The 12,299-nt window shown below is 68.3% G+C and carries 16 protein-coding genes and 1 pseudogene; 11 read left to right on the plus strand and 6 right to left on the minus strand.

From position 1 onward, the window contains the following. The 4 genes from FCU40_RS20775 to FCU40_RS20790 form a co-directional block, all read left to right on the plus strand. Positions 1–511: RcnB family protein (locus FCU40_RS20775; RefSeq protein WP_241693670.1), on the plus strand; the 511-nt coding region annotated here is incomplete at its 5' end. 276 nt (positions 512–787) lie between these two features. Then, a complete protein-coding gene (gene ilvC, locus FCU40_RS20780; protein WP_004624173.1) occupies positions 788–1,807 on the plus strand; it encodes a ketol-acid reductoisomerase in 1,020 nt (339 codons plus the stop codon). A gap of 109 nt (positions 1,808–1,916) precedes the next feature. Then, positions 1,917–2,273, plus strand: a complete 357-nt coding sequence (locus FCU40_RS20785) for a metalloregulator ArsR/SmtB family transcription factor (protein WP_168077572.1) — start codon at positions 1,917–1,919, stop codon at positions 2,271–2,273. A 28-nt stretch (positions 2,274–2,301) separates the two neighbouring features. After that, positions 2,302–2,754, plus strand: coding sequence for an SRPBCC family protein (locus FCU40_RS20790; RefSeq protein WP_342672571.1), 453 nt, complete (start codon positions 2,302–2,304; stop codon positions 2,752–2,754). Between the two features lie 110 nt (positions 2,755–2,864). On the opposite strand, the gene FCU40_RS20795 is transcribed toward FCU40_RS20790, so the two are convergent. Beyond that, the gene (locus FCU40_RS20795) at positions 2,865–3,671 is read right to left on the minus strand and encodes a CAP domain-containing protein (protein WP_168077574.1); all 807 of its coding nucleotides are present in this window, start codon (positions 3,669–3,671) and stop codon (positions 2,865–2,867) included. 53 nt (positions 3,672–3,724) lie between these two features. Here FCU40_RS20795 and FCU40_RS20800 point away from each other — a divergent pair, with 53 nt between their 5' ends. Together FCU40_RS20800 and FCU40_RS20805 are read left to right on the plus strand one after the other, a co-directional pair. After that, positions 3,725–4,285, plus strand: a complete 561-nt coding sequence (locus tag FCU40_RS20800; RefSeq protein ID WP_004624164.1) for a nucleoside 2-deoxyribosyltransferase — start codon at positions 3,725–3,727, stop codon at positions 4,283–4,285. Positions 4,286–4,367: 82 nt separating this feature from the next. Next, positions 4,368–4,751, plus strand: coding sequence for a cytochrome c (locus tag FCU40_RS20805; protein WP_168077575.1), 384 nt, complete (start codon positions 4,368–4,370; stop codon positions 4,749–4,751). Here FCU40_RS20805 and FCU40_RS20810 read toward each other — a convergent pair. After that, a complete protein-coding gene (locus FCU40_RS20810) occupies positions 4,723–5,466 on the minus strand; it encodes a methyltransferase (protein ID WP_004624162.1) in 744 nt (247 codons plus the stop codon). The two genes, FCU40_RS20805 and FCU40_RS20810, sit on opposite strands and share 29 nt — an antisense overlap. A gap of 99 nt (positions 5,467–5,565) precedes the next feature. Here FCU40_RS20810 and FCU40_RS20815 point away from each other — a divergent pair, with 99 nt between their 5' ends. After that, on the plus strand, positions 5,566–6,576 hold the full coding sequence (locus FCU40_RS20815) for a polyprenyl synthetase family protein (RefSeq protein ID WP_168077576.1): 1,011 nt from the start codon (positions 5,566–5,568) through the stop codon (positions 6,574–6,576). A 106-nt stretch (positions 6,577–6,682) separates the two neighbouring features. Continuing rightward, positions 6,683–7,069, plus strand: coding sequence for a YccF domain-containing protein (locus tag FCU40_RS20820; protein ID WP_168077577.1), 387 nt, complete (start codon positions 6,683–6,685; stop codon positions 7,067–7,069). Here FCU40_RS20820 and FCU40_RS23450 read toward each other — a convergent pair. The 3 genes and pseudogenes from FCU40_RS23450 to fumC all read right to left on the minus strand — a co-directional run bounded on the left by FCU40_RS23450 (position 7,066) and on the right by fumC (position 8,940). Then, positions 7,066–7,170 (minus strand): CcdB family protein, encoded by a 105-nt coding sequence (locus tag FCU40_RS23450; protein ID WP_241693671.1) that lies wholly within the window; start codon positions 7,168–7,170, stop codon positions 7,066–7,068. The genes FCU40_RS20820 and FCU40_RS23450 overlap by 4 nt on opposite strands. Before the next feature lie 127 nt (positions 7,171–7,297). After that, a pseudogene (locus FCU40_RS20825) lies at positions 7,298–7,549 on the minus strand (GNAT family N-acetyltransferase); the annotation flags it as partial. Next, complete coding sequence (gene fumC, locus FCU40_RS20830) at positions 7,549–8,940, minus strand: class II fumarate hydratase (RefSeq protein WP_168077578.1); 1,392 nt, start codon at positions 8,938–8,940, stop codon at positions 7,549–7,551. The pseudogene FCU40_RS20825 and the gene fumC, both read right to left, overlap by 1 nt. A 115-nt stretch (positions 8,941–9,055) precedes the next feature. Between fumC and FCU40_RS20835 the strand changes: the two genes are divergently transcribed. The 3 genes from FCU40_RS20835 to FCU40_RS20845 are packed head-to-tail and all read left to right on the plus strand — an operon-like array spanning position 9,056 to position 10,412. After that, positions 9,056–9,376: a YbjQ family protein gene (locus FCU40_RS20835; protein WP_004624152.1), complete on the plus strand. Its 321-nt coding sequence runs from the start codon at positions 9,056–9,058 to the stop codon at positions 9,374–9,376. 1 nt (position 9,377) lies between these two features. Then, positions 9,378–9,917 (plus strand): DUF1697 domain-containing protein, encoded by a 540-nt coding sequence (locus tag FCU40_RS20840; protein ID WP_168077579.1) that lies wholly within the window; start codon positions 9,378–9,380, stop codon positions 9,915–9,917. 60 nt (positions 9,918–9,977) lie between these two features. Continuing rightward, positions 9,978–10,412 (plus strand): RusA family crossover junction endodeoxyribonuclease, encoded by a 435-nt coding sequence (locus FCU40_RS20845; RefSeq protein WP_241693672.1) that lies wholly within the window; start codon positions 9,978–9,980, stop codon positions 10,410–10,412. Between the two features lie 9 nt (positions 10,413–10,421). Here the strand turns inward: FCU40_RS20845 and FCU40_RS20850 are convergent. Further along, positions 10,422–12,299, minus strand: a 1,878-nt coding sequence (locus FCU40_RS20850) for a serine hydrolase domain-containing protein (RefSeq protein ID WP_168077583.1), incomplete at its 5' end; no start/stop codon positions are given.

The raw sequence follows: 12,299 nt of genomic DNA on the forward strand, positions 1-12,299 counted from the left end.
TCTCGATGATGCCCGACCGCCGCCGCCGAACAACGGCGACCGTGACTGGGGTCGTGGCGGCCCCGACCGTCGCGGCGATTGGAACAGGGGCGACTGGAACCACGACGGGCGTCCGGACAACCGCGGCCCCGACCGCGGCGGTTGGGATCGTGGTTGGGATCGGGGCGGCTGGGACCGGGGCGATCACCGCCCAGGTCCAGGCCAGTTCCGCGATCGCGACCGCGGCCGTCCTCAATACGATCGCTGGAGCTATCGCCCCAGCTATAGGGCCATCGAGCGCTACCGGGCGCCGGCCTATCGCTATCCGCGCGGCTGGTACGTCCACCGCTGGGTGTTCGGCGAGTACCTGCCGGGCGGCTGGTACGGCAGCTACTACTATCTGAACGCCTGGCAGTACGGCCTGCCTCAGCCGCCGATCGGCTGCGAGTGGGTCCGGGTCGGCGACGACGCGCTGCTGGTCGACGTCTGGACCGGCCAGGTGCTGAGCGTCTGGGCCGATCTGTTCTGGTAAGCTTGGCGTGATCCGTGACGGGTCGTCGAGACGGGGCGGAGGCGCGAGCTTCCGCCCCGATTTCGTTCGCGTCCAGGGCGTCGGAACCGCGTTTGCCGACCGTTGGCATGGCGGTTCCGCGCCGAAGCGCCTAAAACGGGGCCGCGAGGGCCTCGGCATTTCGGCGTTCTGTCGGCTTCACCTTGACGAAACGGCAAAAAAACGCTCAAACGCCCGGCCTTTGTCGCTTTGCCGTTGCGCGTGGCGACCTTGATTGACCAGTCCTGGAGAAAAAATATGCGCGTCTACTACGACCGCGACGCCGACATCGCTCGTATCTTGGACAAGAAGATCGCGATCGTAGGCTATGGTTCGCAAGGTCATGCGCACGCGCTCAACCTTCGGGACTCGGGCATCAAGAACGTCGCCGTGGCGCTGCGCGCCGGTTCGCCGACCGCCAAGAAGGCCGAGGGCGAGGGCCTGAAGGTCATGACCGTCGCCGAGGCCGCCGGCTGGGCCGACATGATCATGATCCTGGCGCCGGACGAGCATCAGGCCGCGATCTACAAGCATGAGATCGCTCCGAACATCCGCGACGGCGCGGCCCTGCTGTTCGCCCACGGCCTGAACGTCCACTTCGGCCTGATCGAGCCGAAGGACACCATCGACGTGCTGATGGTCGCCCCGAAGGGCCCGGGCCACACGGTTCGCGGCGAATACCAGAAGGGCGGCGGCGTGCCGTGCCTCATCGCCGTGCACCACAACGCCACCGGCAACGCCCTCGATATCGGCCTGGCCTATGCCAGCGCCATCGGCGGCGGCCGGTCGGGCATCATCGAGACCAACTTCCGCGAAGAGTGCGAGACCGACCTGTTCGGCGAGCAGGCCGTCCTGTGCGGCGGCACGGTCGAGCTGGTCCGCGCCGGCTTCGAGACGCTGGTGGAAGCCGGTTACGCGCCGGAAATGGCCTATTTCGAGTGCCTGCACGAGCTGAAGCTGATCGTCGACCTCATGTACGAGGGCGGCATCGCCAACATGAACTACTCGATCTCGAACACCGCCGAGTACGGCGAGTACGTGACGGGTCCGCGCATCATCACCGCCGAGACCAAGGCCGAGATGAAGCGGGTTCTGGAGGACATCCAGTCGGGCAAGTTCGTGCGCGACTTCATGTTAGAAAACGCCGTTGGCCAGCCCTCGTTCAAGGCGACCCGTCGCCGCTCGAACGAGCACGCCATCGAAGAAGTCGGCGCGCGCCTGCGCGGCATGATGCCTTGGATCGCCAAGAACAAGCTGGTCGACCAGGCCAAGAACTAATCCACTTTTAGTACCCAAGCTTAAATCCCGCGAAGCCCTCGGTCCTCCCAGGCCGGGGGCTTTTCGTTGGGGCTTGCGCGGGGTCGCGCCGCGTGCATTACTGAACTCAATGGTTCAGTATTTAGCCGCCCGGCTTGACGCCTCGTTTTCCGCCCTCGCCGACGCCACCCGGCGCGGGGTGCTGGAGGAACTTGAGCGCGGGGAGGCCTCGATCACGGAGCTCGCCAACCGGTTCCAGATGACCCTGACAGGCATGAAGAAGCACGTCGCGGTCTTGGAAGAGGCGGGTCTGGTGAAGACCGAGAAGGTCGGACGGGTGAGGACCTGCAGGCTGGGCGCGGACGGGCTGGCGGCGGAGGCGGCCTGGATCGAGCGATATCGCCGTCGTTGGGCGCTTCGCTTCGATGAGTTGGACAAGGTCGTCGAGGACCTGAAACGCGAGGAAGAGGCGAATGGACGGACATAACGACGCGCCTGAGACGGGGCGTACGGTGGTGACCCGCAAGTCGGACCGCGAACTGGTCGTCACGCGGATCTTCGACGCGCCGCCGCGCATCGTGTTCGAGGCCTGGAGCAGGGCCGAGCTGTTTCGGCGCTGGTGGGTTCCGGAGACTCTGGGCGTTCCCCTGCGGGCTTGCGAGATGGACGTCCGCACCGGCGGCGCCTATCGCCTGGAGTTCGGCCTGGACGCGGCCAATTCCATGGCGTTCTTCGGCAGGTACCTGGAGGTCACGCCGCCCTCGCGCATCGTCTGGACCAATGAGGAGAGCGGGGACGCCGCCGCGCTCACCACGGTGACGTTCGAAGAGCGGGACGGCCAGACGCTGCTGACGCTGAGCGAGCTCTACCCCAGCAAGGAAGCTTGCGACGAGGCCATTCAGGGCTCGGCCGCCGGCCTGCCCGAGCAGTTCAACCAGCTGGACGCGCTGCTCGCGGCCGGCTTCTAGAGCCTGTCCGCTTCAAATGGAATCATTTGAAGCGGATAAACAGGCTCTAGATTCATATAGTTAGAGCGCGTTCGAGCGGTTTAACCGCTCACACTTAAACCTAACGCGCTCTAGCTCAGCACGAAGACGGGACCCCAGGCGACCTGATACCGATGCTCGCCCGTCGAGAGGTGCGGTCTGAGCTGCCAGGCGCCGGCCGCCAAGGTCGGCGGCGGCTGGCCGGGAACGCCCTCGAGATAGGTCGCCGTCAGCATCTCGCCGCCCGGTTCGGAGACCGAGAACTGCCGGATCGTCGGCGTGGCGTTGGCCAGCGCGCGGGCGATCTGGTCGGTCGCGCCGACGCGGAGCGGGGCCGGGGCGGCCAGGCGCGCGGCGACCTCGGCATACGCGCCGACGGCGATCACGCGCGGACCCTGGCGCAGAACGCCATAGCCCACGTGGGTGAAACCCGCGGCCAGCAGATTGGCGCGGTGGCCGGGGCTGGCCTTCCACTGGCCCATGATCTGGTCCGGCGTCACCGGTCCCGAGGCGTTGAGGCGCATGGCGATGTTCTCGCCCGCCGCGCCGACCAGGTCGCGGGCCAGCAGGCCGACGCGGCCGGCGGGCGTATAGCCCTCGCGGGTCACGTGGTCGAAGACCTCGGTCGCGCCCATGTCGGCGGCGTGGGCGCGGGCGGCCAGGGCCAGGCCCGGATCCCAGGCCAGGGCGCGGGGACCTTGGCGGTCGCGGAAGATGTTGTTGAGGTCCAGCAGGGTCCGTTCGAAGTCGGCGTCGAAATCGCCGCCGGGCGGGTCGCTCAGGCGCTCGCGCAGCCGCCGTTCATAGGCCAGCCAGGGCTGGGGCTGGGCGGCGAGGACGGGCCGCGCCGCCAAGAGGGCGGGGAGAGCCAGGAGGGTTCTTCGCGCGATGGATCTCAATCGAATCTCCGACGGACATTGACAGGGAGAGCCCGGGACCAGACCTAAGGCCCATGCGCCCTGTCCGTTCCCTATGGCTGGCCGGCCCCGAAGCCTGGCTCCCCGACACCGAAATCCAGGCGGCCCGCCAGCGGGCCCTGTGCCTCGACGCCGGCCTCGAGGTCATCGATCCCGCGCGGCTGCCGGCTGGCGAGGGCGGAGACGAGCTCGAGGCCCGACACTTCTACGCCGCCCGCATGGCGCAATTGCGCCAGGCCGACGCGGCCATCGTCAACCTGACACCATTTCGGGGCCCCTCGGCCGACACCGCCACGGTGTTCGAGGCCGGGGTGCTGGCGGGTCTGGGCAAGCCGATCTTCGCTTATCTGAACGTGGCCGACGAAACCCAGGCCGAATATGTCGCCCGCGTCGACGCGCAGCTGGGCGCGACCCTGGACGAAAACCGCGTCTGGCGCGATGGCGAAGGCTGCGCGATCGAGGATCACGGCCTGCCCGAAACGGTGATGCTGTGGGGGGAAGCGCGGCGGCTGTTCGTGATCGTAACCCAGGACCCCCTGCGCGATCTGACGGGCCTGGAACTGTGCCTTGAGGCGTTGGCGCTGTACGCGGAGTAGGCGTCGTTCCATCGGTCCCTTGATGTGCGTCAAGGCGGCCCGCCGCCACGGTCCCAGAATTGGGCGGTTGAGGAGGAGCGATGTGACGAAAGCCGTTTTCGCGAGCGTGAGCGCCGTGGTCGCGAGCCTGCTGCTGGCCGGCGCGGCCGCCGGGCAGGAGGCCTCGTCGCCCGAACTGATCGCGCGCGGCAAGGCCTTGGTCTCTCGCCATTGCGCCGTGTGCCACGCGGTCACGACGACCGGGGACAGCCCCAACCCGAGCGCGCCCCGGTTCCGCCGGTTGAACGAACGCTATGACGTGGAGGCGTTGAGCGAAGGCCTGGCCGAGGGCCTTGCCGTGGGCCACGGTCCGATGCCCGAATGGACCTTCCCGCCGGCCGATGTGACGGCGATCGTCGCCTATCTGAAATCGATCCAGGAGCGTGGCGGTCCGCCGCTCACCACGCCAGCGCCGCCTCACCCCTGAGAATGGCCTCGGCCTCGGCGGTATGCTTGCCGCCCTCGCGGTCGTGCAGCGCCAGGGCCGGCAGCAGGACCAGCGGCGCCTTGCCGGTCTTGACGGCTCGGACGATCACGCGTTTGGCCGGGGCGTCGGCGAACGGCGCGATGGGACGGATGCGGAAGGATCCGGCCTTGGGGCCCAGGCCCGCCAGGATGTCGGCCAGACGGTCGGCGCGGTGGATCAGGGTGATGGTCCCGCCCTCGCGCACCGCCTTCAGGCAGAATCCGGTCCAGGCGGCCAGGCCTCCGTCGGCCATCCAGGCGCCGCTCTTGGCCGGGGCGGGGGCGCGCAGCGCGGCCGGGTCGTCGAAGAAGGGCGGATTGGCCATCACCGCGTCGAAAACGGGCAGGGCCAGCGTCCGGAAGCCAGCCTCGACATCGCCCTGGAGGATCGACACCCGGTCCTCGAAGCCGTTCAGCGCCGCGTTCTCGGCCGCCAGGGCGGCGGCGGCGGGGTCACGCTCAACGCCCTGGAACAAGACCCCGGGACGTCGCGCGGCGGCGGCCAGCAGGGCGCCGCCGACTCCGCAGCCAGGCTCGATCACACGTTGCGCCGGAAGCGAGTCGCAAGCCGCCGCCAGCAGGGCGGCGTCCATGCCGGCCCGGTAGCCATCGGCCCTCTGGCGGAGCCTCACCCGGCCGCCCAGAACCCGATCCTCGCTGATCCCCGTGTGGTCCAATGCTTTCTAGGCCTTGTGCTCGCCTTGACCCTGACCTATCCCGCCACCATTGTCCCTCGCAACGGTTCGTGCGGGGAACGGCGCAAGGAGACGATCGTTTTGGACGCAGCGACAGCGACCCTCCCCCGGACGTCGGGCTCGGTGGATCGTCTCGTGCGCCTCGCCGAGACCGACATGGCGGGCGTCAACGCGCTGATCACCGACCGGATGCAGAGCGACGTGCCGATCATTCCGGCGCTGGCGGAGCATCTGATCGCGGCCGGCGGCAAGCGCTTGCGGCCGCTACTGACCGTCGCCGCCGCGCGGCTGGCGGGCTCCGATAACGATCATTGCCTGAAGCTGGCCGCTTCGGTCGAGTTCATCCATACCGCCACCCTGCTGCACGACGACGTGGTCGACGGCAGCCAGCTGCGCCGGGGCAAGGTCGCCGCGCACCTGATCTGGGGCGCGGCGCAGAGCGTGCTGGTCGGCGACTTCCTGTTCGCCCGCGCCTTCGAGCTGATGGTCGAAGCCGGCTCGATGAAGGCGCTGGAGATCCTGGCCCGCGCCAGCCGCGTCATCGCCGAGGGCGAGGTGCTGCAGCTTATGCGCAGCCACGATCTGAACCTCTCGCAGGCCGTCTATCTGGAGATCATCCAGGCCAAGACCGCTGAGCTGTTCGCCGCGGCGTCCGAAGCCGGGGCGGTTTCGGCCGGCGTCGAGCCCGACAAGGCCGCCGCGCTCAAGGCCTATGGCCTGAACCTCGGCCTGGCCTTCCAACTGGCCGACGACGCCCTGGACTATGGCGGCGCGACCGAGACCTTGGGCAAGAACGCCGGCGACGACTTCCGCGAGGGCAAGGCGACCCTGCCGCTGCTGCTGGCCATCGCCCGTTCGGGTCCCCGCGAGGCCGAGTTCTGGGAGCGCGCCATCGGCCGCCGCGAGCAGACCGAGGCCGACTTCCGCCGGGCCCGCGAGCTGATCATCGGCTCGGGCGCCCTGGACGCCACGCTGGACCTGGCCGCCGACTATGCCGACAAGGCCAAGGCGGCGCTGGCGGTGTTTCCGGCCAATGACTGGCGCGAGGCGCTGGAAAGCCTCGCCGACTTCGCGGTCAGCCGCCGGGCCTGATATCGGTGAATTCGACGTCATGATGGTCCTTGGGCCTCGACTTCGAAGGCCGACGGCGCCAACTCGGACTTAGGGCGCGAAGCCTGAATTTTGGGGGCTCAATACCGTGATCCGTTTCATCCTGAATGTGCTGTGGGCCATCTGCGGCGGTCTGGCGATGGCCTTCGGCTGGTTCGTCGCCGGCGTCCTGCTGGCCATCACCATCGTGGGCCTGCCCTATGCCGGCGCGGCCTGGCGGATCGCCGGCTTCGCCCTGTGGCCCTTCGGCAAGGAGATCGTCCGTCGCGAGGGACCCGACCTGGGCACGGGCGCGCTGGGCGGGCTGATGAACATCATCTGGTTCATCCTGGCCGGCTGGTGGCTGGCGCTGGGCCATGTGGTGGTCGCCGCCGCCGAGGCCGTCTCGATCATCGGCATCCCGTTCGCGATCAAGGACGTCCAACTGGCCTACATCGCCCTGGCTCCGATCGGTCGGGACGTCCGCCGGGTTTAGAAGCCGGTGAACAGCCGGTCGATAGCGCGGCGGATGGCGTCTTCATGGTCGGCCGCCGAACCTATCCGGCGACGTAGATCGGTCTGACGGATCGAGATCATGCCCGTGACGCTGATCAGTAGGACGTCACCGTCACGTTCCAGAGGGATTTCGAAGCCACCGACGGCTGTCATCCGACCTTTTAGGACGGGCGCGACGATCGCTTCCGTCAGTCCGGCGACGAGGTGTGCGGACATAGAAGCGGCGCAGGCGGCGCGCCGGTTCAGAGGAATCGGGTTCGACGCTGAGCCCGCCGATCCCCGCCAGTTCTCCGGCCAGGAACGCGGCGAGGAGGGCCTCGCCGTCGTCTTGGAAGCGCGCGCCGTTCCGCCAGTCCTCGGCCAGGAGGGCCATGTTGCGCACGCCTTCGCCGGAGGCCTCGGCGATAAGGTCGTCGAAGCCGTCCGGCGGTTCGTCGAACAGACGAACGATTTGGAGCATCAGCCCGGCGAGACCATCTTTTCCGGGCGGACGTACTGGTCGAACTCCTCGTCCGTCAGGTAGCCGCCGCCAACGGCTTCCTGGCGCAAGGTGGTGCCGTTCTTGTGCGCCGTCTTGGCGATCTTGGCGCAGATGTCATAGCCGAGGCGGCCGTTGAGGGCCGTGACCAGCATCAGGCTGTTTTCGACGCCGTGCTTGATGTTGTCGATGCGCGGCTCGATGCCGACCACGCAGTTGTCGGTGAAGCTGATCGCGGCGTCGGCGACCAGGCGGACCGACTGCAGGAAGTTGTAGGCCATCACCGGGTTGAAGACGTTCAGCTCGAAGTGACCCTGGCTGCCGGCGAAGGTGATGGCGGCGTGGTTGCCGAACACCTGGACGCAGACCTGGGTCAGGGCTTCGCACTGGGTCGGGTTGACCTTGCCCGGCATGATCGAGCTGCCCGGCTCGTTTTCCGGCAGGGCCAGTTCGCCGAGGCCGGCGCGGGGACCCGAGCCCAGGAAGCGGATGTCGTTGGCGATCTTGAACAGGCTGGCGGCGACGGTGTTGATCGCGCCGTGGCTGAACACCATCGCGTCGTGGGCGGCCAGGGCCTCGAACTTGTTCGGGGCGGTCGTGAAGGGCAGGCCGGTGATCGCGGCGATGGCCTCGGCCACGCCCTCGGCGAAGCCGATCGGGGCGTTCAGGCCGGTGCCGACGGCGGTGCCGCCTTGGGCCAGCTGCATCAGCTTGGGCAGGGTGCTCTCGATGCGCTCGATGCCGTTGGCGACTTGCTGGGCGTAGCCCGAGAACTCCTGGCCCAGGGTCAGCGGCGTGGCGTCCTGGGTGTGGGTGCGGCCGATCTTGATGATGTCGTTCCAGGCCTTGGCCTTGGCGTCGAGGGCGGCGTGCAGATGCTTCAGCGCCGGGATCAGGTCGTGGACGATCTGCTCGGCGCACGCCACGTGCATGGCCGTCGGATAGGTGTCGTTCGACGACTGGCTCATATTGACGTGGTCGTTCGGGTGGACGGGCTTCTTGCTGCCCATCTCGCCGCCCAGGATCTGGATCGCCCGGTTCGAGATCACCTCGTTGGCGTTCATGTTCGACTGGGTGCCCGAACCCGTCTGCCAGACGACCAGCGGGAAGTGGTCGTTCAGCTTGCCGTCGATCACCTCGTTGGCGGCCTGGACGATGGCGTCCTTCAGGCCCGCGTCCAGCTTGCCCAGCTTGAAGTTGGTCTCGGCGGCGGCGCGCTTGACGACGCCCAGGGCGCGGACGACCGGCAGGGGCTGCTTCTCCCAGCCGATCTTGAAGTTGCCGAGGCTCCGTTGGGCCTGGGCCCCCCAATAGCGGTCGGAAGCGACTTCGATCGGGCCGAAGGTGTCGGTCTCGGTGCGCGTGGCGGTCATGCGGGCGATCTCCGGAAAAACGGTCGAGCGCGGTCTAGACCCTGAGGCCCCGCTTCGCAACGCCATGGCGCCGGACAACGGTGTTCGTTATACCGAAGGCGATCAGGAGGCGCCCATGCTCGTCGTCACGACCAACGATCTGCCCGGCTATCGCATCGTCGAACATCTAGGCCTGGTGCGGGGCGTGACCGTCCGCTCGCGCAGCGTGGTCGGCAATGTCGGCGGGGCCATCCAGTCGATCTTCGGCGGCAATCTGTCGATCTACACCAAGCTGGCCGAGACGGCGCGCCAGGAGGCCTATGAGCTCCTGGTGCAGCACGCCCGGGAGGTCGGGGCCAACGCCATCCTGGCCGCGCGCTACGACGCCAACGAGATCATGGAAGGCATCACCGAGGTGCTGGCCTACGGCACGGCCGTTCGGGTCGAAGGGCTGTAGCTTGCCGGTCCATGTGGCGCTGCTGCGCTCGGTCAACACCGGCAAGCGCAAGGTGCTGAAGGAAGACCTGCTCGGAGTCGCCCAGGACACGGGCTTCCCTGCGGCCAAGACCTATCTGGCCAGCGGCAACCTTCTGCTGTGGGGCGAGGACCCCGGCGGTCCGGCCCTGGAAGCGCGGCTGGAGGACGCCCTGGCGGACAGGATCGGCTTGTGCACCGACTTCATGATCCGCTCGCCGGCCGAGCTGAGCGCCATCGTCGCGGCCAATCCGTTTCAAAGCGAGGCGCTGGACCATCCCAGCCACGTGCTGGTCACCTTCATGAAGACGCCGCTGCCGGCCGGCGACGAGGACATCCTGCGCGCGGCGATCACCGGCCCGGAGCGCTTCGCGGCGCGAGGGCGCGAGCTCTATATCGACATGCCGATCAGTATGGCGGACTCGGTGCTGGACCGCGACTGGAAGAAGTCGAAGCGCGCGCCGGTCGGGACGGCCCGCAACTGGAACACCGTCCTGAAGCTCCTCGAAATGGCTCAGGCTTAGCCCCTAGGCGGTCGGGAAACGGCCCGCGACGCCGATCGGGCTTTCCTTGCCGGCGCGGTTCTGGTTCTTGGCCGGATCACCGCGATCCCCGACCCGAGGCTCCGACGCTTGGAAGACGACTGGACCCACCACGGCAAGGTCCGCGCCCGCGAGGCGGGCGGCGAGCTCACTCTCGTGGTCGATGGCCTGACCACCCAGGGCAAGTACTACAAGCCGCTGATCTATGAGTTCTTCCGCAAATCGTGGCGGGGCTCGCGGCCGGCTTGGGGCGAGTTCAGCGTCGAGATCGGCATGGAATATGTCGGCGAGCCGCCGTGGATGGATCTCGACAACCTGGCGAAAGCCCTGTTGGACGCCATCAAGGGCTATGCCTTCCACGACGACGCCCAGGTCGCCCGGCTGCTGGTCGAGCGCCGGCCGGGCGAGCGCGAGCGGATCGTCATCCAGGTGCGGAAGCTGAACTCGAACCTCATGCGACGGACGCTCGAGGGCTGACGCGCCGTATCAGAAGAGCGGGCGGCTCCACGGCAGCAGGTAGCCCCACAGGCCCAGCAGCACCGCCAGGAAGACGTGGAGGATGGCCGTGTAGGTGAAGGCCGCCTTGCGACCGCCGTTCCAGCTGTCGACCCGGCGACCGCCGCGCCAGACCATGGGCAGGGCGCCCAGGGTCAGGACGCTCAGCACCGACGCCACCAGGGCGCAGGCCGAGCCGCTCAGCAGCCAGCCGCTGGGCCAGCCGAAGAAGACGGTCGTCTGGTCGGAGGCCTTGGCGCCGAACACGGCCATGCAGCCGGCCGAGATCAGCCAAAGCACCGACTGCATGGTCTGCATCTGGCTGGCGCTGGCCTGGATGGGCGTCTGGCGCGCCTCCCGGCGGTTGCGGACGAAGATGCCCAGGATCGCGCCCAGGCTGGCCAGCAGGCCCAGCACCGCCGTCCAGATCAGCAGGCCGATCGACCGGAAAAAGCCGATCCGCTCATAGGTCGCGGTTCCGCGCGCGGCGTAGAAGCGGGACGGATGGTCGCCATTGACGTCGAAGTTCAGCAGCAGCGGGCCATCGACGGCCTTGAACACGCCCGGATGGCTGGTGCCGTTCCATAGCGTGCTGGTCCCGCCCTCGGTCACGGTCAGCCGGCCATCGGGCGTTGCGCGCACCGTGGCCCGGCCGGTCAGGCGGCCGGCGAAGGCTTCCAGTCCGGTGTAGGCGCGGCGGGTCGTCAGGTATTCGCCCTCATAGACCCGCGCCTCGTCATAGCTGAGCGCGCTGACCGGCGGCACGGCCGGGGCGGGGCTGTAGAAGTGCTCGACGATGGTGGCCGGCAGGGTGGCGGGCAGGTTGGCGCCGCTGTCGGTGTTCACCGACACGAAGACGCCAAGGCCCAGATCGGGCGCGATCACCAGGTTGGAGAGGAAATACAGCGTCGCGCCCGCATGGCCGAAACCACGCCGGCCGCCGGGAAGGGGGATGTCCTGGAAGCCGGCGTTCCAGCCGGCGGCCTCGGGCGTGGGCCGGTACATCGGGGTGCGGAAGGCCTGGGCCGTCTTTGGCGAGAAGATCGTCTTGCCGTCGATCGTCCCGCCGTTCAGCAGCAGCGTCATGTAGCGGGCCATGTCGCCGGCGGTGCTGGAGGCGGAGGCGGCGGGCGCCACCTGGCCCATGAACTCGCGAGGTCGGACCTTCCAGCCCATCGGCGTCCACGAATAGCCGTCGGACAGGTCGGCGGCCAGGGCGTTGGCCATCGGCGCGGGCAGGCCATCGCGCCACGGACGCGCCTCGCGGAACGTCGTGTGGCCCATGCCGGCCGGAAGGATGATCTCCTCGCTGATCAGCTGCTCATAGGGCTTGCCGACCACGTTCGACAGGGCCGCGCCGGCCAGGGCCGCGCCATAGTTCGAATAGCTGGGCAGCAGGCCAGGCTCGCGCACCCGGCGCGGTCGCTCCTGACGCAGGTAGTCGTTCAGGGTCCGCACGCGGTTCGGATCGCGTTCGAAGAGCTGGCCCAGCGCGCGGTCCTCGAAACCGCTGGTGTGGGTCATCAGGTCCTTGAGGCGAACCTGGGTCTTCTTGCCCTGGTCCTTCACCTGCAGCGGCTCGGGCAGGTAGAGGTTCACCGGACCGTCCAGGCGCATGTGGCCCGACTCGATCTCGTTCATCACCGCGATCCAGGTGAAGGTCTTCGAGATCGACCCGACGCGGAACAGCGTCTTGTCCGGATCGACCGGCTTGCGGTTGGCCAGGTTCGAGAAACCGTAGCCCTTCTTGAGCACCACCTGGCCGTTCTGGACCACCGAGACGGTGACGCCGGCGATGTGGTCGCGATCCATGGCGCGGCGCACGACGCCGTCGACGAAGGCTTCCAGCTCCGGACGGGGCAGGGGCGT

Source organism: Caulobacter sp. SSI4214, assembly GCF_012184455.1.
Taxonomy (GTDB): Bacteria; Pseudomonadota; Alphaproteobacteria; order Caulobacterales; family Caulobacteraceae; genus Caulobacter; species Caulobacter vibrioides_E.

Bases quoted from the DNA above. Each gene is read 5' to 3' on its own strand.
- FCU40_RS20835 (WP_004624152.1), top strand. From the start codon at position 9,056: ATGCTCGTCGTCACGACCAACGATCTGCCCGGCTATCGCATCGTCGAA.
- fumC (WP_168077578.1), bottom strand. From the start codon at position 8,940: ATGACCGCCACGCGCACCGAGACCGACACCTTCGGCCCGATCGAAGTC.
- ilvC (WP_004624173.1), top strand. From the start codon at position 788: ATGCGCGTCTACTACGACCGCGACGCCGACATCGCTCGTATCTTGGAC.
- FCU40_RS20800 (WP_004624164.1), top strand. From the start codon at position 3,725: ATGCGCCCTGTCCGTTCCCTATGGCTGGCCGGCCCCGAAGCCTGGCTC.
- FCU40_RS20785 (WP_168077572.1), top strand. From the start codon at position 1,917: ATGGTTCAGTATTTAGCCGCCCGGCTTGACGCCTCGTTTTCCGCCCTC.
- FCU40_RS23450 (WP_241693671.1), bottom strand. From the start codon at position 7,170: ATGATCTCGATCCGTCAGACCGATCTACGTCGCCGGATAGGTTCGGCG.